This is a genomic window from Flectobacillus rivi, assembly GCF_030056655.1.
GTDB classification, from domain to species: Bacteria; Bacteroidota; Bacteroidia; order Cytophagales; family Spirosomataceae; genus Flectobacillus; species Flectobacillus rivi.
This window is the reverse complement of sequence record NZ_JASHIE010000006.1, coordinates 140174-163271: the sequence shown is the minus strand read 5'-3', so window position 1 is coordinate 163271 and position 23098 is coordinate 140174. Positions and strand designations below refer to the sequence as shown.

The following is a 23098-nucleotide window of genomic DNA, read 5'->3' as shown; positions in this document are numbered from 1 at the left end:
AAACTCGGTCCGAGTTATTTAATCTTTTTCTATACCATCATTATGCAATTTACCTCAGAAAAGGTATATCAGGTAGGTCTGTCACTTATTCCCAAAATTGGAGACATTTTAATCAAACAATTGGTAAGCTATTGTGGCTCAGCCGAAAATGTATTCAAATCCCCCAAAGTTAAACTTCTCAAAATTCCGAATATCGGAGAAGTTCTTGCCCAAAATATTGTCCAACAAAAGGTATTAACACTCGCTGAAGCTGTTGTAAAGCAAGCCGAGAAAGAAAACGTTCATATCCTTTTCTATTTAGACAAAAACTATCCTCAAAGACTCAAATCTCTATATGATGCCCCCTGCATTTTGTATTATAAAGGTAATCCAGAGGTATTAAACCCTCAACGAAGCATCGCCATTGTAGGAACTCGTCAAATGACCGACTACGGGCGTGTGGTAACAGAGCAGATTGTTTCACAACTCAAAACCTTCAACTGTGTTTGCATCAGTGGATTGGCTTATGGTATTGACATTTGCGCACATAAAGCCAGCGTACAATATCAAATTCCAACGATTGGTGTGATGGCTAACGGAATAGACAAGGTATATCCTAGTCAGCACAAGCAAACCGCTATACAAATGCAGCAATTAGGTGGCGTTATGTCTGAGCACCCCTTTGGAGTAATTCCAGAGGCGCCATATTTTCCTAGAAGAAATAGAATCATTGCAGGTATGTCCGATGCTACGATTGTAGTAGAAGCTGCCATTAAGGGTGGAGCCCTTATCACGGCCGAATTTGCCAATAATTATCATCGTGATGTATTTGCAGTGCCAGGTCAGCTTGGCAAAAGTCATTCGGAAGGTTGTAATTTACTTATCAGAAAAAATAAAGCACAGATTTATACACAGGTAGAAGATATTGTAGAATCTTTAAACTGGGATTTGGTACAGACCCATGAGTCCTTGGCAAAGGCGATTGATTTTTCTGGATTAAGTACAGAGGAAAGTCAAATTTTGGCACTATTGCACCAAAAAGGGCCATTACAAATTGATGAAATTAGTTGGCAATCTCAAATTGTAATGGCTCGTTTGGCTTCTCTCCTTTTACACTTGGAGTTTCAAGGATTGGTAAAAGCATTACCGGGGAAAAAGTTTTGTTTGGCTTAAGCTGCCTCTTGATTTGGAATAATGGCAAGTTCAAACACTGCACCACGGTCATTTTCTACTTTGTATTGTCCTGATACTTGTTTGCTCAATGAAACGATAAGTTGCTTTCCAAAAGAACGACGACCTTTGCTATTCCATTTGTCCATGTCGATACCAGCACCATTATCTTTAACTTTTAAATAGATACCACCTTCTGTTTTGAATTTAATTTCCAAGGTTGGATCAGGGACTTGCTGATAGGCATATTTAAACGAATTTGTGACCAATTCATTCAAAATCAACCCGATAGGAATCGCTAAATCCACATCAATTTCAGTTTGTTCTATATCTAGTAACAGATTGAAATTCTGGCGAGAATATCCATAACTTTCCATAATATTTTCAACCAAATCAGTAATGTACTCTTTGATATTCAACGCAGTAGTATGACTTGTCTGATATAATTTTTGGTGAATCAAAGACATTGCCTCGACCCTCTTTTGACCTGTTTGCACTGCTTTTATGGCATCTTGGTCGGTAAGCCCATACGTTTGAAGGTTGAGTAGACTTGCCACAATAGACAAATTATTTTTGACACGGTGATGAAGTTCTTTCATCATCAATACAAGTTTGTCTGACTGCTCCTGAATTTTCGCATTTTGGCTTGTCAACAAATCGTTGTTTTGATGAATAATTCTGTTTTTACGAATAAGTAAAAAACCCGCAAGAACCAACACGGCAATTAAGACAAGCCCGAAAAAAATGATATTCTGTTTATTTTTATTTTGGTAGTTTAGCTCCTTTATCTGAGTTTCTTTCTCGATGGTTTTATTGCGTTCTTCTAGTTCAACCACTTTCGACTTGATTTCCAGATTGGTGATACTATCATTGAGGGCTACGTGGCTTTTGTAGGCTAAATAGGCTTTATCCCATTTTTTTTCACCTTCATAAAGTTTTGCCAAAACGTCATAGGCATCTGCTTGAAAGTATTTTCTTTCAGGAATATTATTGGCATATTCAATCCCCTTCAACGCTGAACTGATACCTTCTTTGTAGGATTTTTTGCCATTGTAGGCCCATGCAAGATTTATGTAAATGGCGGCTAAGCTAAAAACATCTTTTTGAGTTATTTCAAGGCTTAAAGCTTCTTCATACATCTGAATTGCTTTATCAAATTGTCCTAAATTTTTGTAGTGTATACCTATATTAACTAATCCAGAAAGATAATCATCCGACATCTTCGCGGATTTAAGGTATTTTAAACCTATGAGACTCAAGTCTAAGGCTTTTTGAGATTGACCTCTTTTGTCGTAAATAATACTTAAACTATTGTATGAATAAGCAATGAGTTTGTCATTATGTAAATCCTTTCCTATTTTTTGGGTCAATACATACATGCGTTCTGCCTCATCCAACCTATTTTGACGTTCAAAAACATTACCTAATTGAATATAGGTCGTTGCTACCCAATAGAGATCTTTTTGGACTTGAAATCTATGAAGCGCTGTATTAAAATTTTCTAAAGACTTTACATAATCCTCTAGCCCATAATTGGTTTGTCCTAGCTTATAGTACAAATGTCCCACTAAGGTATCGGCAGAGTTTTCTGGAATGAGATTAATTGCCTCTTGTAATAAGTCACACTTTACTTGATCTTCGAGGTTACCTTCCTTACAAAATTGATATATGGCTAAGGCTCTTTTTTCATTTGAAGGTAATTTGTTCCATTTTTCACGAGCACTTTCCAAATTTTGGGCTTTCGCACCAATAAAAAAGGATGATAGTAAGAGGAATACAAATAATGATTTTATATGATTCATGGTAAAATGTGTGTCAGCTTTAAGATGTTTTCAGATTCTTTGACAATGCTAATACTAGCAGAGTTTAGGCTTATACGAGATTTACTTACAAAACAGTATTCTTCGAAATGTGGCAACACAATCCTAAAAATAGGCCTCTGAATTTGAGAAACCTATCCATTCTTATTCAACGGTAATTGATGAAGATATATAAATTAAAACTATAGTGTATTTCAACTAAAGTGAGTTATGAAAGCAATTCTTATGGAGACAACTATGGTAAACAAACTCTTAAAGAGTGTAGAAAGAGGTAAAATTTACTGCTAGAAATTTTAAACCTAAATGCAGTTAGAGATTCTTTTAATAAAGTGAACGGTCGATAGAGTTTATCGACCGTTTTGTTTGAGCTGGTTAAAACCAAACTATATCGAATTAAATATTCCAGTTAGCAGGATCATGACGCCACTCTTGAAGCGTAATCATCTGACTTTCTGTAACATAATTTTTCTTTTTAGCTTCCTCTAACAAGGTTTCGTAGTCGCTTAATGTATAGAATTTCAAACCTTTTTCTGCAAAGTTTTGACTTGCTACGTTGAAACCATACGTAAAAATGGCCACCATACCCAATACATTTGCTCCTGCATCACGTAAGGCTTCAGCGGCTTTCAACGAGCTACCGCCAGTAGACACTAAGTCCTCTACTAATACTACTTTTTGTCCAGCTTTGATTTCGCCTTCAATTTGGTTGCCCATACCGTGTTTTTTAGGCTCAGGGCGTACATAGCAGAAAGGTAAATCTAAGAAATCAGCTACCAAAGCACCTTGCGCAATACCTGCTGTAGCTACACCAGCAATAATATCAACCTCTGGCCAGTATGCTTTTACAGCAGCAGCCAAGCCGTCACGAATCGCAGTACGTACCTTTGCATGAGAAAGGGTAATACGGTTATCACAATAAATAGGAGAATTCCAACCTGAAGCCCATTTGAAAGGCTTATCTGGGCTTAATCTTACGGCTTTTACGTCCAGTAGCATCGAGGCTACAGTTTGTGCAAGTGTTGCTTGTGTCATTGGATTACAGAATTTGTATAGGGCGATGAGATTTCTTTGTCTGTTTTGAGATTGTATTCAAGCAAAGAAGGCAAATTTGGTTGCCGATTTTCAACTTTTATGCAAAAATAGGAAGAGTCGGGCATGTTTTACTAACAAAAATGTAATTTTGCTTTTACAATGCAACAATATAGGTGGCTCAACTCGTGCTACGCAGAACCAAATATTTAAAGATATCTATTCACTAAGATGATCATTTTCATTGACGACAGACCTATCAAAGTGATAAGTCAAAAAAAAGCTAAGTCTCTGACAACCACAGATTTTGAACACTTGATAGACGCAAAACTTGAAAGTATTCGTCCTGAGAAATTGCATGGCCATGTCTTGATATTAAACGTAATTTTACCAACAATCAATAAACTTTTTACGATTTTAAAAGAACACGATTTACCACACTTTCAATCTATCACATTGGTAACAGCCGACAGAGATTTGACTGAAGAGCAAATTAAAGCACAATACAAAGTGATTAAAGCGGCAGGTGGTGTAGTGCGAAATGAAAAAGGAGATTTATTATTGATGTATCGTCTCAAAAAATGGGATTTGCCTAAAGGTAAACTCGACAAAGGCGAAAAATCTAAAAATGGTGCGGTACGTGAAGTGGAGGAAGAATGTAATGTAAAAGTTCGTTTGGAAGAAAAAATCTGTACAACCTTTCACACTTACACTTACAAAAACGAACACATTCTCAAACAAACTAAATGGTATTCGATGGAGATTTTAGATGCTTCTAAAATGAAACCACAAATTGAAGAAGATATCGAAAAACTAGAATGGATGGACCGTAAGCAAGTTCATACGGCGTTGATTAATTCTTACTCTTCTATCCGTTATGTTGTAAAAAGGTATTTTTACGAAGGCGAAGACAAATGGGAGATTTAAAGTGATGAGTTTGGAGTTGGCAATTAGAGCTGTACGAAGGATTTCAAACAATTTCAGATTTGGGATTTCTGATTTCGGAAATATAGTAAAATACCTTTTTTTTTACAAAATAATAGAGGCTTACACTTCCGAAATCCAATATCCGAAATCTGAAATAAACAGTTTTCATAACCCTTCGTACAACCCTAATTCATCATTCACAACTCATCACTCACAACTCAGACGGTCTTCAACGCTTGCTCAATATCTGCTTTAATATCGTTGATATGTTCAATTCCTACAGACAAACGTAGTGAAGTTGGTTCTACGCCAGCAGCTAATTGTTCGGCCTCTGACAATTGCGAGTGCGTAGTCGAGGCTGGGTGAATAATCAGGGTTTTTGAATCGCCAACATTCGCCAAATGACTAATCAACTGAAGACTATTTACAAACTTTTCTGCACGAGCTTTGTCTCCTTTTAGTTTAAATGACAAAACACCCCCAAAACTACGATTCAAGTATTTTTTCGCTAGCTCATGATATGGGCTACTTTCCAAACCAAGATAATTTACACCTTCCACCTCTGGATGCGCCAACAACCACTCAGCTAGCTTTTGAGCATTTTCACCAATTCTTTCTACACGCAATGACAAAGTTTCTAAACCTTGTATTAATAAGAATGAGTTGAATGGACTTTGTGAAGGACCCCAATCGCGCAAGCCTTCTACCCTAGCACGAATGATATATTGAATATTGCCGAATGGTCCACCGATACCGAAAACATCATTGAGCACCAAGCCATGATATGACGGCGAAGGCTCTGTAAATTGAGGAAATTTACCATTACCCCAGTTAAATGTACCGCCATCGACAATTACTCCGCCCATCGACGTTCCGTGTCCGCCAATCCACTTAGTTGCAGATTCTACCACCACGTGCGCACCATGTTTGAGCGGTTGGGCAATAGCACCACCTGCCCCAAAAGTATTATCAACAATCAATGGAATTTCGTATTTGTTCGCCAAAGCAGCAAATGCTTCAAAATCGGGAACGCTAAAACTTGGGTTTCCGATGGTTTCCAAATAAATCAATTTGGTACGATCATCAATCAATTTTTCAAAGCTCGATACGTCGTCGCCATTAGCAAAGCGAGCCTCTACACCAATATTTTTGAAGGAATTTTTGAACTGATTATACGTTCCGCCATACAAAAACGAGGTCGTAACAAAGTTATCTCCTGCTGTTGTGATGTTATTAATCGCCAAGAACTGCGCTGCATGTCCTGAACTAACTGCCAAAGCCGCTACACCACCTTCCAACGCTGCAATTCTTTTCTCGAATACATCGTTGGTTGGGTTCATAATACGTGTGTAAATATTACCAAACTCCTTCAAAGCAAAAAGATTGGCGCCATGTTCAGCACTATTAAACGAATAAGAAGTTGTTTGATAAATAGGTACTGCTCTTGAGTTAGTTGTTGGGTCTACTTGCTGACCTGCGTGCAGTTGGAGGGTTTCAAATTTCATATCAAAGGGTTTTTAAGGGCAAAGCCAATAGGTTTCTGTTTTAGAAGTAATTGGAACAACAATACATCTACTGCATTGCCAAGGTTTTGTTTCTTTAGTTTAATGCATTTTTCCTAAAAGAATAATCACAATCAAATATACCTATATATTTACAAAACTACAAAATCTATAGAGTAGAATATATTTAATAGTAATTTCACTCAATAAGTATAAGAAATAAACCAATCGGTAATTATTACCATTAAAACTACATTTCACACCACATATATTTCTTTTTTAACATCTACCTTTGACATCATCAAACGAAGCCAATATAAAGTATGTCAGATAAAAAAATAAATTTTCCCATTTTAGATATTTGCACTTTATCCGAAACGAGAGATGAAGATTTTTTGGTGAGTAGGTTTGGCGCCTATTTGGAGCGACACAAGAACCTTCATCATGCACACCGACATAGTTTTTATCATTTGGTTTTCTTTACGCAAGGTGCTGGTTTTCATACCGTAGATTTTAGCAATTTTGATGTAAAACCTTATCAGATTTATTTTATGATACCTGGTCAGGTGCATAGTTGGAGTTTTGAAGGACCGATTGATGGATATGTTGTCAATTTTTCGGAAGAATTTTTCCAGTCTTTTCTATTAAAGGCAGAATATTTAGCCAACTTTTCATTTTTCAACAATATTGCGCAAGATAGTGTCATTAATTTGAGTTTTCCGCTTAATCAAAAAGTGAAGGGCTTTTTTGAGGAAATCCTTGAACAGGCACAGCAAAAGCAACCTTTTGCCCATGACATGATAAAAAGTTTGCTCATACAAATGTTTATTGCCATTGACCAGCAAACTATTACTGAAAAGCCAAAAAATATTCCTCAGTTCAATTACACCTTGTTAAAGAATTTTCAAAAGTTGATTGAAAAACATCATACTACCCTAAAGTTACCTATGGAGTACGCAGAATTATTATATATTACTCCTAATCATTTGAACGCCCTTTGTAAGGAGCATTTGGGTATGCAAGCAGGCGAGGTAATTCGTAATAGAATTGTATTGGAAGCAAAAAGATTATTGGTCAACAAAAACACGAGTATTTCAGAAATTGCCTATTATCTCAATTTTGCGGACAATTCATATTTCTCCAAGTTTTTTAAAAAACATGTGGGGGCAAGTCCAGAAGAGTTTAGAAAGAAGATTTAAGTTTTTTGTTGAAGGCATAAGGCAACAGGGACAAGGCAAAGAGTGTTAAATCGTTTTTTAGTAACAATAGATATATTTTTACCGAAAGCCGAAAGCTTTATAATTTAATTTTGCCCACTAACTTATTATTTTCTATCTAAAGCCTACGGCATACAGCTTAAAGCACATAAATACAATTTTGTTTCATATAAATATTTTTAGTCATGAACGAATATCAAAATATAAAACTCGATGTCGAAAGAAGTAAAACACGTGCGATGATAGAAATGCGTTGTCCGCAATGTCGCCAAGGAAAAATGTTTAAATATGCTAACTGGCGCGTTGACAAATTTGACGAGATGTACGATAACTGTCCTGTTTGTGGGCTACATTTTGAAGTAGAACCTGGTTTTTGGTACGGCGCTATGTTTGTGAGTTATGGCTTTTCAGTGGCGATTTTGGCGATTATGGGTATCGTAATTTATTGGGGCTTCAACGACCCATCGGTTTTAGGTTATATTATTCCTATTCCAATTGTATCCTTGATTGCGGTACCATTCAATTTTAGAATGTCGAGAAGCGTATTTTTACATCTATTTGGTTTTGTCAAATACAAACCAGAGCAAACTGCATAGAAATCTTTTCCCTTGTTATATCAAAAATGAATCCTCAAAGTAAAGACATAAATCTTTCACTTTGAGGATTCTAAGTTTAAAAATGAGTCCAAGACTAAGTCTTGGACTCGGGTTTACATTCGTTTTACTTTATGTCTATATATCGGATAGGTAAATTCCAGCCTTCAATAGAAATTTGAGTTGGTTGAGTACCTGCTTTTGCCTCTAAAACTACCTTCTTGGTTGTTTTTGGCGTAATCGAAACATAATTATCGTCGTAGAAGGTTGGTAAAATACGCTCTTTACTTTGACTATTTACTAATGAAACTCGGTTGAAGAATGCAATAGTTTTTTCGTCTTTATTCGTCAAGCTTACTTCTATTTTATCTCCTGAAAGGCGTTTGGCAACAACCTCTACATTGGCAGTTGGCATGGTTTGTAAACCTGAGTATTTACCTTCGGCATTAGGATACCAATAGAAATTATCACTTACAATCTTTTGGTTTTCGTCTAGCAATTGCAACGAAAGAAATGAACCATCTTTAGCTCCTAACTCATCCAAGATATTTTTAACTGATAAAATCTTCTTAATGGATGTCGCTTCAATATAGGTAAATACTTTGGTTATAAGTTTGGAATTACCTTTAGTGTCATAAGCTGTAGCCACAAGCATCAAATTTCGTTTTGCAGTAAAATCATTATTGACCATCATCAACATACCATCAATTGGATTTGCCATGATATGCACCAATTCACTACCGCTACGCAATCCATACAAACAAGCATTTGGGTCAAGATAATAGTCATACATTTGTCCACGCATGGCAGTCCAAGGGTTTTGGGTTTTCCAAATGATTACCCCTGTGTACCAATCCCACTGATGCGCACTAAAGCCTTCCATCAAACCACGATATTGGTCGTAGTTTACCAACTGCGCCTTTAAACCAAAATCCTTAATATCTTTTGGTTTACCATAAGGGTCAATAAACTGATTGTATCCCACGCCTGTATAAGTATGGTACGTCCAAACGGTATCTGGCTTTGTTCCAGTATTATGATATGGAACTTTCAAGTTTTCTTCGGGAATAAATCTTTTCAACGATTCATAATCCCCTGTTCCTACCGAACCTACTTCAGAGTTGAATGGGAAAGTACGCTGTTGCCAAAATACCTCCAAAGGTTGAATTCCATAAGGACCGTCGCCGTTACCACCAAGAAAGTTGTAAGACATCGCATCTGAATTAGAATAATCTACAAACCAACGAGTTCCGTCTAGTTCAGGTAAAATTTTGTCTCGCAATGGCACCAAAATATCTTCTGGAGGCGTAATTTCGTTTCCTCCACACCACATAGCCAAAGAAGGGAAATTGCGTACCATTTTAATCATATCCGCTGCCGACTCCAAAAACAAAGGGTGATTGTCTGGATATTTACGGCGGGTCCATTGGTCTTCTTTTTTCATAGGATCAATCCAACGACCATTGCAGTCACCCGACATCCAGAAATCTTGAAATACCAATAAACCGTATTTGTCACAAGCTTCATAAAACTCAGGACGCTCTACTAATGCTCCTCCCCAAATACGAATCAAATTCAGGTTCATATCTCTATGATAGCGAATTTCGGCGTCATAGCGTTCTTTTGAAAAGCGCAACATAGCATCCGAAATAATCCAGTTGCCCCCTTTGATAAAAATCTTTTGACCATTTACCGCAATCTGACGACTTTGGGTTGTTGTATTCCATGAGGTTTGAATTTCGCGAATACCTACTTGTAATTTCTCAAAATCAGATACTTTTTGACCGTTTGGCGTAAAGCTAAACTCTGCATCGTACAAATTTTGCGGACCATAACCCGCTGGCCACCAAAGTTTAGGATTGTTTACAATAAGGTCTTTGATTTTATAAGTTTTGCTCGATTTAGCTGGTAATGTAAGTTTTTCAGAAACAGTTTGTCCATTTAGCTTAAAACTTAAAACTCCCGAAACAGGGCTATCGCTAGTATTTTCCAACTCTGCAGTCGTTTTTACAGTTGCTGGCTGTTGTAAGCCCTCTGGCGTGCGAACACCCGATACAAGCGTGATAACATGTGGGTCTTTGAGGTTGACCAAGCCAGTTTTTTCAATTTGAACTTTATCCCAAATACCTGTATTACGGTCACGAATAGGACGAATCCAGTCCCAACCTGCGGTGTATTGGATAGCTACATTTTTGGCAATAGTTCCATCACCACCTTGACCACCATTGGGATTTCCTGGGGAGTTAGAAGGATATACAATCACTGCCAAGCGGTTTTTGCCATTGCTTGCCAACAAGTTAGTAATATCAAATACTTTGCGTAAAAACATCCCTTCGAATGGCTCTTTATTGACTTTCTGACCATTGACAAAGATTTCACAAGAGTAGTTGATACCTCTAAATTTCAACCAGACTTTTTCTCCTGATGCTGGCTTTTTTTCTTCAAAATCCTTTACAAACCAATAGGTATAATACTCTTTCCCGACATGATATATATCTGGAATTTTCTCATTATTGAGTCCGTAAAATGGATCAGGAATTTCTTTGTTGGCCAACTGAGTAGTTAAAACCGTTCCCGGAACTACCGCAGGTTTCCAAGCAGAAAGGTCGAATTGTGGACTTGAAATCTGCGTACCCGAAGCTTGAACAGTGTTTGCTTTGGTACATTTCCAGCCTTGATTTAGCTCATAACTTTGTTGTGCTATTACAGGCAAAATGCCCGTTGATAGCAAACAAGCCGTAAGCGCAAGTTTGATTTTTTGTTTAAAAGAATACATACATTTAGATTTAAGAAAATTGGGAATTATTGAGAGTGAAACCCTTCCCTTGGTTCGATACGCATTTTTCTCAGTATTATTTTAATATTAAATATACCTAAAAACAGCTTAAGCATCGAAGGCAAGGAAGTACTTCAAATATAGGTATTCGAGAAAAGTAATTAACCTGAATTATCTGGAAAATCTATTCATTTGGTGATTATTAATGTTAACACATGACACTTTTTATCCGAAAAAATGAAACCTTGTTTTCTTAAAATCACTCAATTCTATAATCATGAAACGTATTCTATCACTCATCAGCGCTGGAATTCTTTTGAGCAGTATTTCTTTATTGGCTCAAACGCAAAAACTTCGCTGTGAATACTTGGAAAATCCCTTGGGAATAGACCAAACAGCCCCACGCTTTACTTGGGAGTTTACCACTAAGCAAAATCCTGTCTCTGTCAAAATTTGTGTCGATACCGACTCTCTAGCACTGGTAAAAGGGCGTAATAATACATGGACATCGCGCCAAATTACGTCTTCACAACAACTAGCCATTTATACAGGAAAACCCTTACACTCTTTCCAGAAATATTATTGGAAATTAATCGACAAAAACAATCAAACACTGAGTGCGATTGCGAGTTTCGAAATGGGTTTATTGAATCCTTCAGATTGGAAAGGTGCTTGGATAAGCGATAGCCAAGGCAAAGAAGAAAAAAATGCTCCTTATTTTAGAAAAGCCTTCGAAGCCAAAAAAGAAATTGTTTCAGCTCGCGCCTATATTGCGGTGGGTGGCTTGTATGAATTAAGTATCAACGGACAACGAGTAGGCAATCATCGCCTCGACCCCATGTACACTCGTTTTGACAGACGAACCTTGTACGTAACGTATGATGTTACCAAGCATTTACAACATGGGAAAAATGCCATAGGTGTTTTATTAGGCAATGGCTGGTATAATCACCAATCTACAGCGGTTTGGTTTTTTGATAAAGCTCCTTGGCGTAATCGTCCGACATTCTGTTTGGATGTCCGTATTACCTACAAAGATGGCTCAGTTGAAACCATTAGTTCTGGCAAAGATTGGAAAACTTCAGAAAGCCCAGTAACCTTCAACAGTATCTACACTGCTGAGCATTATGATGCAAGATTAGAAAAAACAGGATGGAATTTACCCAACTACGATGACAAAACATGGAAAGATGTCATTTATCGTGCCGCACCTTCTACCCATATCGTAGCCCAAGCGCTTCATCCGATTAGACATACAAATGAGATTTTGAGCAAAACTTTAAAGACTTTTTCAAAACAAAACTATGTATTTGATTTAGGCGAAAATATCTCTGGCGTTTCTTCCATAACCGTAAAAGGCAACGCTGGAACTGTCATAAGGCTAAAGCATGCTGAAAGAATATTGCCAGACGGACACGTTGACCAATCAAACATTGATGTACATTATCGCCCAACCGACGATAAAGACCCTTTTCAAACTGATATTTTTATATTAAGTGGCAAAGGAGAAGAGACTTTTACGCCAAAATTCAATTATAAAGGTTTCCAATATATCGAAATCAATAGTTCTGAACCGATTGAGCTTACGCAAAATAGTGTGAAAGGCTATTTTATGCACTCAGATGTACCTGCTATTGGCAAAATCACCAGCTCTAACCCAACCCTTAATAAAATCTGGGCTGCTACTAATCGCTCCTATTTGTCTAACCTTTTTGGCTATCCAACCGATTGCCCACAAAGAGAAAAAAATGGCTGGACAGGCGATGCCCATATTGCCAGCGAAACAGGACTTTATAATTTTGATGGAATAACTATCTATGAAAAATGGCTCGCCGATCATCGTGACGAACAACAGCCAAATGGTGTGCTTCCTTCAATTATTCCTACAGGAGGCTGGGGCTATGAATGGGGCAACGGACCAGATTGGACTAGTACGATAGCCATTATCCCTTGGAATATTTATTTGTTTTATGGAGACAGCAAACTGTTAAAAGATTCTTATGAACCCATCAAACGATATGTGGATCATATTACAGATATCAGTCCGAACGGGCTATGCACTTGGGGATTGGGCGATTGGGTTCCTGTCAAATCCAAAACACCTGTGGAATTAACCTCAACGGCATATTACTTTGTGGATGTAACAATCTTGGCAAAAGCTGCCAAATTGCTAGGAAACCAAGAAGATTATATCAAATATTCAGCTTTAGCCGAAAAAATCAAAAAGGCATTTAATCAGAAATATCTCAACGAGCAAACTGGCATTTACGGTGCGGGAGTTCAGACAGAACTAAGTGTTCCGCTTTATTGGGGTTTAGTTCCTGAGGGATTGAAATCAAAAGTAGCGAAAAACCTAGCCGACAGAGTTGCCCAAGACAATTATCACTTAGACGTAGGTTTGTTGGGAACAAAAGCCATTTTGAACGCTTTGAGCGAAAATGGATATGCTTCGGTTGCCTACAAAGTTGCTTCACAAGAAAGTTACCCATCATGGGGCTGGTGGATTGTGAATGGCGCTACAAGTTTGTACGAAAACTGGCCTATTGACGCCAAATCGGACATTTCGATGAACCACATTATGTTTGGAGAGATTGGTGCATGGCTATACAAAGGATTAGCAGGAATTTTTCCAGATGAGCAAGGGGCTGGCTTTAAAAGCATTATTCTAAAACCCAATTTTGTTGAAGGTTTAGCAACATTCTCAGCGGATTTCGAATCCCCAAGAGGTTTGATTCACTCTGAATGGGAACAAAAAGGTAATACCGTAATTTATAAAATCGTAGTGCCACCAAATGCCTCCGCTAAAGTTCAATTACCAGAAGGGTACAAGGTGAAAAGCATTAATCAAAAAGCTATCTCGACTCCACAAGTAGGTCTTTTATCTGCTGGTGAATATACCTTACTCATTGAAAAATAGAGATTGGGCAGAGATATTCTGAACACGCCTAGCAATGACTTAGAAAAATGTGCTACGCATTCATCTCAATGGAATGAAAATAATCCCTAATTTTGTTCTATTCGTGCAAGTCTGCTAGGTGTGTTGTTTTGATTACCAATAATTATGAAGTTTCAAAAAGTTATTTTTAGTACTATATATCTACTTTTGATAGGTCCTTGGCTCTATGCACAAATCAGATTTGAAGTGCATATCCCAGCTCAGGACCGTTCAAAAAATCTTCCTATTTTCATTGCTTGTAGTTTCAATAACTGGTCTCCAGGCGACCCCAATTTTCGGTTAGAAGCTATTGGGAATGACACCTACGCTATTAATCTTCCTGATACACTTTCCTATTTTGAATACAAATTTACCCAAGGTTACTGGACACAAGTAGAGGGCGACTCGCAAGGACATAGCCGCCCGAATCGCATATATGATCGACTGAAAGAACAAAATCCACAACTTTTGAGCCTGCAAATCGAAGGATGGGAAGCTCGTCCTACCTATCGTTTTTACATCAAAAGCCTTCCTAAAAACACGCCACAAGACGCAAGTATTTATATTTCTGGAAATTTCAATAATTGGGATCCGGGAAATGAAAGTTACAAGCTTCAAAAGCAGTTTGATGGCACTTATCGAGTAACTGTTTCTACTGAATTAGAAAAGTTAGAGTATAAATTTACAAGGGGAAATTGGGAAACAGTAGAAGGTCAAGAGAACGGTAAAGCTTGTCCAAACCGCACTTTGTATCGAAAAAGTGACTTTCGATTGGAAGAAATTCCAGTAGATATAAAAGGTTGGGAAGACCTTACGGGTACATTTAATTTTTACTCGATTTACGATTTATTAATTCTATTTTCAGCTTTTCAGTGTATTCTGCTGTTGGTGGCGATTCCAACGATGCAAGACTACAACCGTAAAGCTAATCAATGGCTATTACTTTCGATTGCCTTTACAGCTATTGTACTGATTATGAAAACCTTAATGGGATATAGAGTAGTAGCAGAGCAATATAGTCGCCTACTGTTGATTCCTGATTTTGCGTTGTTTCTATATGCTCCATTATTCTATTTCTATCTACAAAAACTCCTTTTCAAAACACCGCAAATGCCAGTAAAATGGTGGCTACATTTTGTTTTACCAATTGTTCAAATATTGGTATACATGCCATTTATGTTGCTGGATTCCAAAGAGTTATTAATAAAGCTATTAAACAAAGAGCAAGACATTCACATCGTTTCGGTCTTTGCAGGAACAATTTCTTGGTTTGTCAATCTTTTCTATTGGTTTCTCAACTGGAAAACAGTGGAGGGATACAATAAGCAATATCCTAATCAAGCCTCGAACGAACAAAATACTGATTATTTGCATACCGTATTAATACTTCAAGCCATTTGTCTTGTACTTTGGGCTTTTACGGGTTTATTGGTATTTGGGCAACGATTTTTTGACTGGGACACCGTTTTACTCGCCGACAAGAGTATTGATATTATTTGGTTGGCATTTTCGGCAATTCCATACTTCTTGGGGTATTTTGCCATTCATCAACCTGAGATTTTCAAAATTGCCAAAACCAGTCTTACACAGGTCAATATTTTGCCGAATAAGGTATCTACAGAAAATGCATTGGTTTCACCTAAATTACCTGAAGTTTTACCTGAAATAGCACCACAAGCAGACGAAACTCCTGTTCTGGATATTGAAAAAGATGCTAATCACGAACAACTGATTGCCAGCTGGAAGGAGAAAATTGATGAGTTTATGAACTCTGAAAAGCCTTACACCAATGTGGGACTTACTCTAAATGAGTTGGCAGGAATGTTGAAAATAACGCCACACTTACTTTCGAAGGTAATCAATGAGGCGTATCAAAAAAACTTTTTTGACTTTATCAATTCCTACAGAATTGAGGAATTTAAAATTCGTTTTGAAGACCCTCGCAACAGACAATTCACCATGTTGGCGATAGCTTTTGATGTAGGCTTTAATTCAAAAACTGCCTTCAATCGTGCCTTCAAAAAAATGACATCCCAAAGCCCAAGAGAATATTTCTTTGACTCTCGAGCAGAAGAATAATTCATCGGAAACGTTCTTTTTATTCCTCTTTAGAGACGCAATGTTTGCGTCTCTATTTTTATATATCTCTACAAGTCTATCAATAAATTTCCTTCTCTAATTTTTTCCTATTTCTTCCAATCCCATTTGTACAATTCCATCACTTTTTTGTTTTAAGTCGATATTGAAAAATATATCCCGTACCTTTGCAGTCTTTTTCAACTAAAAATGAGAAAAAAATGTCAAAAATAAGTACCATTTTATAAAGTGGAATACCTAAATAGTTATACAAAAGATTGAAATACAACAAGTTAAACTTTATTTTAAAATAAATCTTCAAAAAGTACAAAATACATAAAGTGGGACGACTTGTGATAGTAAGGCATAGTACTTTTGTAAGAAAATATTTGAAAATTTCTCACACTTAGAGAAAATACATTTTTATAAACTAAAACTATTTCTCTCTATTTTGAGAGTAATGTACCAATTAATTATATATGAATTTTATTTACTTCCTCAACGCTATTTCCCCAAAGATGCATAAGTCTTTAGGGCGATTACATTCACGAATTACACTTCATCTTTCCATATTTTTTCATTCCCTATCCCGAATGAAAAGCTTTCATTTTATAAGGTAAAATCTCAAAAACTAAAATTTCCAAAAGGCTTTTGAGATAGTCCAAATTCAATCCAATTATATTTTTCAGTAATGACGGAGTCGGTAAAAGTGATTTTGCTGATAGCTCCTTGATTACCTTTTTTAAACCAATAATCCATTAACCAATTTCAATTTTATGTTTCAACAGAACTACGGAGAAGAATCAAAAAATTCTCGTTCGGAAGCTAGATTTTCTTTCAGTAAGAAACTCTGGCTATTGATGATGTTTAGCTGGGTGAGCGTAGCAGCATTTGCCCAAAACAAGGTGACGGGTACTGTAAAAGATGCCAAAGATGGTTCGCCACTTCCGGGGGTGACTATCCAAGTAAAAGGCCAGACGAAAGGTACTCAAACTACAGGTGATGGTAAATACCAAATCAATGTCGCTGATAACACGGTACTGGTATTTAGTTTCATCGGAAAAGCAACCAAAGAAGTAACAGTAGGTAGCCAGACAGTGATTGACGTAAACCTCGAAGATGATATCAAAACATTGGGAGAGGTTGTGGTAATTGGTTATGGTTCGCAAAAGAAAAAGGACTTGACGGGTTCTGTTGCGGCAATTAACTCAGAAGATTTTAACAAAGGTAACATTGCTTCGCCAGACCAATTGGTTGTAGGTAAAGTAGCAGGGGTTCAAATCACCTCAAACGGTGGTGCACCAGGTGCTGGTAGTACTATTCGTATTCGTGGAGGTGCTTCATTGAATGCCAATAACGACCCGCTTATCGTAATCGACGGTGTGCCTTTGGACAACTCAGGTATTTCTGGTGCGCCAAGTGCCTTGAGTTTGATTAACCCGAACGACATCGAGTCGATGAACATTTTGAAAGATGCTTCGGCAACGGCGATTTATGGTTCACGTGCTTCAAACGGGGTTATTTTGATTACCACTAAAAAAGGAAGCAAAAACGGTGGCTTGAAAGTAAACTTCAGCTCACAAGCTTCATTGGCACAAAGCACAGGCTTCACAAAAGTGCTTTCAGCTGACCAATTCCGCACAATGATTAATGAAAAAGGTACTGCTGCTCAAATCGCTGTTTTGGGAAAAGCAAATACCAACTGGCAAGAGCAAATTTACCGTAATGCGTTAAGTTCTGATAATAACTTAAGTGTTTCGGGTTCTTTAAAAAGTGTTCCTTTCCGTGTATCAGTAGGTTATACAAGCCAAGATGGTATCTTGAAAACTTCAAATATGGGTCGTACTTCTGCCTCTATTGGTATTTCTCCTACCCTTTTGAATAACCACTTGAAAATTGATGTGAATTTGAAAGGCTCAAACGTTGACAATACTTTTGCTAACACAGGCGCTATTGGTGCGGCTATTGCCTTTGACCCAACTCAATCTGTTTATTCAGGCAATAACAACTACGGTGGTTATTGGGAATGGTTAAACTCAGACGGAAAACCAAATACAATTGCACCTCGCAACCCTGTTGGATTGTTGAACCAAACTAGCGATAAAAGTACAGTTCAACGTAGTATTGGTAATATTCAATTGGATTACAAATTCCATTTCTTACCAGAATTGCGTGCTAATGTAAACGCAGGTTATGATGTAAGTAAAAGTGATGGAACAAGATTTGTTCCTGCAACGGCGGCAGCTAACTATAGCACAGCTGGAGAGAAAACGGTATATACGCAAAACAAGACCAACAAATTGTTTGACTTTTATTTGAACTATGCCAAGGAATTGAAAGAAATCAACAGTAGAATTGACGTAATGGCTGGTTACGAGTACCAAGATTTCTTGACTGAAAGTACTAATATTAGAACAAATGCTGAAGGTTCAACGACTTATACCAATAGTCCATATAAGACACAAAACACTTTGGTATCATTCTTCGGTCGTATGAACTATACTTTCGACGATGCCTATTTATTGACTTTCACAGTTCGTAGAGACGGATCTTCAAGATTTAACCCAGACAACCGTTGGGGTACATTCCCATCAGCAGCATTTGCTTGGAAATTGAATGAAATGTCTTTCTTGAAAAACTCGAATACCATTTCTGAATTGAAATTACGTGTGGGTTACGGTATTACTGGTCAGCAAGATATTGGTCAAAACTATGCTTATTTGCCAAGATATACTGCTTCTTTAGACAATGCTCAGTATCAATTGGGCAACACTTTCTATACAACACTACGTGCTGAAGGTTATGATGCTAATATCAAGTGGGAACAAACCGCTACGTCTAACGCAGGTATTGACTTTGCTTTCAAAAAAGCAAGACTTTCAGGTAGTATTGACTATTACTACAAAAACACAACTAATTTGTTGAACGTGATCCCAGTTGCCGTTGGTACAAACTTGACCAACCAATTGTTGACAAACGTTGGTTCAATGGAAAACCAAGGGGTTGAATTAGCCTTAAACTACAACCCAATCCATACAGACAAATTTGACTGGAATGTGGCTTTCAACGCAACATACAATGTTAACAAAATTACAAAATTGACCAACAACAACGACCCTTCTTACCAAGGTGTATTAGTTGGCGGTATTGCAGGTGGTGTGGGTAGTACTATCCAAATCCACTCGGTAGGTTATCCAGCATATTCATATTATGTATTACAACAAGCTTATGATGCAAATGGTAAGCCTATTGAAGGAGTTTATGTTGACAGAAACGGTGATGGTATCATCAACGTCGATGACCAATATCGTTACAAATCTCCAGCACCAAAAGTATTCTTAGGCTTCAACTCACAAATGACTTATGATAACTGGAGTTTTGGTTTTGTATTGAGAGGTAACATTGGCAATTATGTGTATAACAACGTAAAATCTTCGAATGGAGCGTATATCAACTTCCAAGGTTCTAACGGATATATCGCCAACCTTTCACCAAGTGTGTTTGATTCTCAATTTGCGAAAAATCAATTTTTCTCAGATTACTACATGGAAAATGCTTCATTCGTGAGAATGGAAAACATCACTTTGGGTTATACATTCAAGAAATTCTTGGGTAACAAAGTAAATATGCGCTTGAATGCCACTGCACAAAACGTATTTACTATTACTAAATACACAGGCTTGAACCCAGAAGTTTCGGGTGGTATCGACAACAACGTGTACCCAGTACCACGTACTTACTCTTTAGGTTTGAACATTGGTTTCTAATCGAATTCAATCCAAGAGCGATAACAACAACTTAAATTTCCTATTCAAGTATTATTAAGGATACAAAGAAATGAAAACAAGATTTTTCAAAAATATAGCATTATTCGGAGGGTTAGCAGCCAGCTTATTGGTTAGCTCATGTACGGGTGATCTCGACAGAACTCCATTTATTGAAGTAACCTCAGCTACAGTTTACAACGACCCAGCTGCATACAAACAAGCTGCTGCCAAACTTTATGCTGGTCTAGCACTCACAGGGCAAGAAGGTCCTGCTGGAAAGCCAGATTTAGGTGGTATTGATGAGGGCTTCTCTAGTTACTTGCGTCAGTACTGGCAATTGCAGGAGCTTCCAACAGACGAAGCTGTTATTGCTTGGGGTGATGCTGGTTTGCCAGAAATGAACACCATGCAATGGTCTTCAAACAACCCATTCGTAAGAGGTTTGTATAACCGTATTTTCTACCAAATTGCCGCTTGTAATGAATATATTCGTGAAGCAAGCGATGCCAAATTGAGTAGTCGTGGTATTACAGGAACTAACTTAACCGACGTAAAATACCTTCGTACAGAAGCTCGTTTCTTGCGTGCATTAAGCTATTGGCATGCGTTGGATATGTTTGGAGGAAATGTTCCGTTTGTCACTGAAGCCGATGCTATTGGCTCAACATTGCCAAAGCAAACAAATGCTTCTGCTTTGTTTGCTTATATCGAAACAGAACTAAAGGCTATCGAACCAGAAATGATGGATGCTCGTAAAAATGAGTATGCACGTGCTGACAAAGCAGCTGTTTGGATGTTGTTAGCAAAACTTTACTTAAATGCTGAAGCTGCTGGCGTTGGAGCAAAATATGCAGACGCTGCGACTTATGCGAAAAAGGTAATTGATGCTGGTTATACCTTAGAATCGAAATACACAAACCTTTTCAGAACTGACAATAACAATTCTAAAGAAGTTGTATTCCCAGTTGCGTTCGACGGAGTTCACACAAAAACTTGGGGTGGTATGACTTTCTTAGTGCATGCTCCTGTTGGTGGTTCTATGTCGGCATCATCGTTTGGTATCGATGGCGGTTGGGGTGGTTTGCGTACGACAAAAGCTTTTGTAAGTCTTTTTGCTGACCCATCTGGCAAAACAGATACTCGTGCCATGTTCTATACAGACGGACAAAAATTGGAGATTGAAGATTTGACTCAATTCTCGAATGGTTATGCGATTTCTAAATGGAAAAATATCTCTTCGACAGGTGCTCAAGGTTCTGATATTGTTCACCCAGACACAGACTTCCCGATGTTCCGTTTGGCAGATGCATATCTGATTTATGCTGAGGCGGCTGCTCGTGGTGCTGGCGATCGTACTTTGGCTTTGCAATATGTAAATGCACTTCGTACACGTGCCTTCGGAAATACGAATGGAAACATTACGGCTGCCCAATTAACAGCTGACTTTATTTTGGACGAGCGTGCTCGTGAATTATACTGGGAAGGTTCTCGTCGTACTGACTTGATTCGTTTTAACAAATACACTTCAGCTACGTATGTTTGGCCTTGGAAAGGTGGCGTAAAAGACGGTAAATCAGTAAGTGATTACTTGAAATTTTACCCAATTCCTTCGACTGACTTAACGGCTAACCCGAACCTAAAACAAAATACAGGATACTAAGGAGTGAAGAGTTTTGAGTGTGGAGTTTTGATATTTTCACAACTCTACACTCAAAATATCAAAGCTTCAAAATTAAGTAAGAGGAAAGATTAAATGAGTGTCCGACAACTGATACACTATTAACCAATAACTTCCTTTTACTTGAGCATTAGTGCAAAATAAGATTTGATCAGTTTTGAGTGTAAAATATTGATAATTAAAAAATACATTCACAATTCACAACTCGTAATTCAGCACTAATGCTTACCTGATCAAAGTCAACTTTAACATAATTGGACTCAGAAATGAAAAAGATATTTAGTACTTCTTTAATCGTTTTGGCTTCTCTGTTTGTTTTCACTTCTTGTGAAAAAGAAGAAGAAAAAGCCATCTTGAATACGAATGCAGTGCCTTCGATTCAACTTTCAGCAAACACAGTGGTGTTGACCAAAGACAATGCTGATAAAGATGCCGTAACGCTTTCGTGGCCAAAACCAGACTATGGTTTTTCAGCAGCGGCATCTTATACTATTTTGATTGATAAAAAAGGCGGTACTTTCGTGGCTCCTGTTTCAATCATCACCAATACAGCACTTACTAAAACCTTCAAAACGTCAGAATTAAATGCTATTTTGATTAAGTTGGGCTTAGTTGCTGGAACCGCTGGAGATATCGACATTCGTGTAGTTTCTAATGTAGGTGACAATACCTCAAAAACGTCGTTTACTTCTCCAACAATTTCGTTGAAAGCTACTCCTTACTTGGATAAACTAGATTTAACTACTATTTGGGGAGTTGTAGGTAGCGCCGCAGTAAACGGCTGGAATGGTCCAGATATGCCTTTCTACAAAACAGATAAAACAGATGAAATCGTCGCTTATGTAACTTTGAATGACGGCGAAATCAAATTCCGTAGCAACAACAAATGGGATGTAAACTATGGAGATGATGGTGCCAATGGTACACTAGAATCTGGTGGTGCTAATATCAAAGTGACAGCGGGTACTTATAAAATCACCTTCAATACAGCTTCTTTAACTTATACAATTGAGAAATATTCTTGGGGCTTAGTGGGAAGCGCGACACCAAGCGGATGGAATGCACCAGATGTACCATTAACTTACGACCCAACTACTGATACTTGGAAAGCAACGGCTTTCTTGAAAGCAGGTGAAATCAAAGTTCGTAAAAACGAAGATTGGGGTGTAAACTATGGTGGTGCAGGTGGTACTTTGGTACTTGGTGGCGATAACATCGCTGTTACTGAAGGAAATTACAATATTACCATCGACTTCAAGAAAATGAAATTTACCGTTGAAGCTACTAAGCCTTGGGGTGTAGTAGGTGATGCAGCGCCAAACGGTTGGAATGGTCCAGACGTGAAATTCCGTCCTGATTTTGTTACAGAAAATGTTTTCGTAATTGATAATGTAACTTTAGGCACAGGCGAAATCAAGTTCCGTTACAACGATGCATGGGCTGTGAACTATGGTGATGATGGCGCCGATGGTAGCCTAGAAGCTGGCGGTGCAAACATTAAAGTTACAGCAGGCAAATACCAAATCATTCTTGACTTGTCTAATGCTAGTAAGCCCAAATACACATTGACCAAAAAGTAATTTTTACGCTTAGTCAATATAACAAAAAGCAAAGTGATTTAGCTAAAAG

General features: G+C 37.7%; 13 protein-coding genes. 9 read left to right on the top strand and 4 right to left on the bottom strand.

Going from position 1 to position 23098, the window contains the following annotated elements:
- The first annotated feature begins 42 nt into the window (after positions 1-42).
- A complete protein-coding gene (dprA, locus tag QM481_RS10180) occupies positions 43-1152 on the top strand; it encodes a DNA-processing protein DprA (RefSeq protein ID WP_283381669.1) in 1110 nt (369 codons plus the stop codon).
- Here dprA and QM481_RS10175 read toward each other — a convergent pair.
- A complete protein-coding gene (locus QM481_RS10175; RefSeq protein WP_283381668.1) occupies positions 1149-2951 on the bottom strand; it encodes a histidine kinase dimerization/phosphoacceptor domain -containing protein in 1803 nt (600 codons plus the stop codon). The two genes, dprA and QM481_RS10175, sit on opposite strands and share 4 nt — an antisense overlap.
- A 411-nt stretch (positions 2952-3362) precedes the next feature.
- Positions 3363-4001 carry an orotate phosphoribosyltransferase gene (gene pyrE, locus QM481_RS10170; RefSeq protein ID WP_166551058.1) on the bottom strand — a complete coding sequence of 213 codons (639 nt, stop codon included), beginning with the start codon at positions 3999-4001 and terminating at the stop codon, positions 3363-3365.
- 228 nt (positions 4002-4229) lie between these two features.
- Between pyrE and QM481_RS10165 the strand changes: the two genes are divergently transcribed.
- The gene (locus tag QM481_RS10165) at positions 4230-4925 is read left to right on the top strand and encodes an NUDIX hydrolase (protein ID WP_166551059.1); all 696 of its coding nucleotides are present in this window, start codon (positions 4230-4232) and stop codon (positions 4923-4925) included.
- A gap of 218 nt (positions 4926-5143) precedes the next feature.
- Here the strand turns inward: QM481_RS10165 and QM481_RS10160 are convergent, their stop codons facing one another.
- On the bottom strand, positions 5144-6430 hold the full coding sequence (locus tag QM481_RS10160) for an O-acetylhomoserine aminocarboxypropyltransferase/cysteine synthase family protein (RefSeq protein WP_283381667.1): 1287 nt from the start codon (positions 6428-6430) through the stop codon (positions 5144-5146).
- A 320-nt stretch (positions 6431-6750) separates the two neighbouring features.
- Here QM481_RS10160 and QM481_RS10155 point away from each other — a divergent pair, with 320 nt between their 5' ends.
- Positions 6751-7626: an AraC family transcriptional regulator gene (locus tag QM481_RS10155; protein ID WP_283381666.1), complete on the top strand. Its 876-nt coding sequence runs from the start codon at positions 6751-6753 to the stop codon at positions 7624-7626.
- A gap of 203 nt (positions 7627-7829) precedes the next feature.
- Positions 7830-8240 (top strand): DUF983 domain-containing protein, encoded by a 411-nt coding sequence (locus tag QM481_RS10150; protein ID WP_283381665.1) that lies wholly within the window; start codon positions 7830-7832, stop codon positions 8238-8240.
- A 124-nt stretch (positions 8241-8364) separates the two neighbouring features.
- On the opposite strand, the gene QM481_RS10145 is transcribed toward QM481_RS10150, so the two are convergent.
- On the bottom strand, positions 8365-11013 hold the full coding sequence (locus QM481_RS10145; protein WP_283381664.1) for a glycoside hydrolase family 2 protein: 2649 nt from the start codon (positions 11011-11013) through the stop codon (positions 8365-8367).
- A gap of 277 nt (positions 11014-11290) precedes the next feature.
- Between QM481_RS10145 and QM481_RS10140 the strand changes: the two genes are divergently transcribed.
- From QM481_RS10140 to QM481_RS10120, 5 genes are all read left to right on the top strand, one after another.
- Positions 11291-13930, top strand: coding sequence for an alpha-L-rhamnosidase (locus QM481_RS10140; protein ID WP_283381663.1), 2640 nt, complete (start codon positions 11291-11293; stop codon positions 13928-13930).
- A 144-nt stretch (positions 13931-14074) separates the two neighbouring features.
- Positions 14075-16027, top strand: coding sequence for a helix-turn-helix domain-containing protein (locus tag QM481_RS10135; protein ID WP_283381662.1), 1953 nt, complete (start codon positions 14075-14077; stop codon positions 16025-16027).
- A 773-nt stretch (positions 16028-16800) separates the two neighbouring features.
- Positions 16801-19791, top strand: coding sequence for a SusC/RagA family TonB-linked outer membrane protein (locus tag QM481_RS10130; RefSeq protein WP_283381661.1), 2991 nt, complete (start codon positions 16801-16803; stop codon positions 19789-19791).
- A gap of 70 nt (positions 19792-19861) precedes the next feature.
- Positions 19862-21451 (top strand): RagB/SusD family nutrient uptake outer membrane protein, encoded by a 1590-nt coding sequence (locus tag QM481_RS10125; protein ID WP_283381660.1) that lies wholly within the window; start codon positions 19862-19864, stop codon positions 21449-21451.
- 284 nt (positions 21452-21735) lie between these two features.
- Positions 21736-23049, top strand: coding sequence for a SusE domain-containing protein (locus QM481_RS10120; RefSeq protein WP_283381659.1), 1314 nt, complete (start codon positions 21736-21738; stop codon positions 23047-23049).
- The last annotated feature ends 49 nt before the right edge of the window (positions 23050-23098 follow it).

What these genes read in the sequence shown, in the direction of transcription:
- dprA (WP_283381669.1), top strand. Translation starts at nt 43, where the DNA reads ATGCAATTTACCTCAGAAAAGGTATATCAGGTAGGTCTGTCACTTATT.
- QM481_RS10175 (WP_283381668.1), bottom strand. Translation starts at nt 2,951, where the DNA reads ATGAATCATATAAAATCATTATTTGTATTCCTCTTACTATCATCCTTT.
- pyrE (WP_166551058.1), bottom strand. Translation starts at nt 4,001, where the DNA reads ATGACACAAGCAACACTTGCACAAACTGTAGCCTCGATGCTACTGGAC.
- QM481_RS10165 (WP_166551059.1), top strand. Translation starts at nt 4,230, where the DNA reads ATGATCATTTTCATTGACGACAGACCTATCAAAGTGATAAGTCAAAAA.
- QM481_RS10160 (WP_283381667.1), bottom strand. Translation starts at nt 6,430, where the DNA reads ATGAAATTTGAAACCCTCCAACTGCACGCAGGTCAGCAAGTAGACCCA.
- QM481_RS10155 (WP_283381666.1), top strand. Translation starts at nt 6,751, where the DNA reads ATGTCAGATAAAAAAATAAATTTTCCCATTTTAGATATTTGCACTTTA.
- QM481_RS10150 (WP_283381665.1), top strand. Translation starts at nt 7,830, where the DNA reads ATGAACGAATATCAAAATATAAAACTCGATGTCGAAAGAAGTAAAACA.
- QM481_RS10145 (WP_283381664.1), bottom strand. Translation starts at nt 11,013, where the DNA reads ATGTATTCTTTTAAACAAAAAATCAAACTTGCGCTTACGGCTTGTTTG.
- QM481_RS10140 (WP_283381663.1), top strand. Translation starts at nt 11,291, where the DNA reads ATGAAACGTATTCTATCACTCATCAGCGCTGGAATTCTTTTGAGCAGT.
- QM481_RS10135 (WP_283381662.1), top strand. Translation starts at nt 14,075, where the DNA reads ATGAAGTTTCAAAAAGTTATTTTTAGTACTATATATCTACTTTTGATA.
- QM481_RS10130 (WP_283381661.1), top strand. Translation starts at nt 16,801, where the DNA reads ATGTTTCAACAGAACTACGGAGAAGAATCAAAAAATTCTCGTTCGGAA.
- QM481_RS10125 (WP_283381660.1), top strand. Translation starts at nt 19,862, where the DNA reads ATGAAAACAAGATTTTTCAAAAATATAGCATTATTCGGAGGGTTAGCA.
- QM481_RS10120 (WP_283381659.1), top strand. Translation starts at nt 21,736, where the DNA reads ATGAAAAAGATATTTAGTACTTCTTTAATCGTTTTGGCTTCTCTGTTT.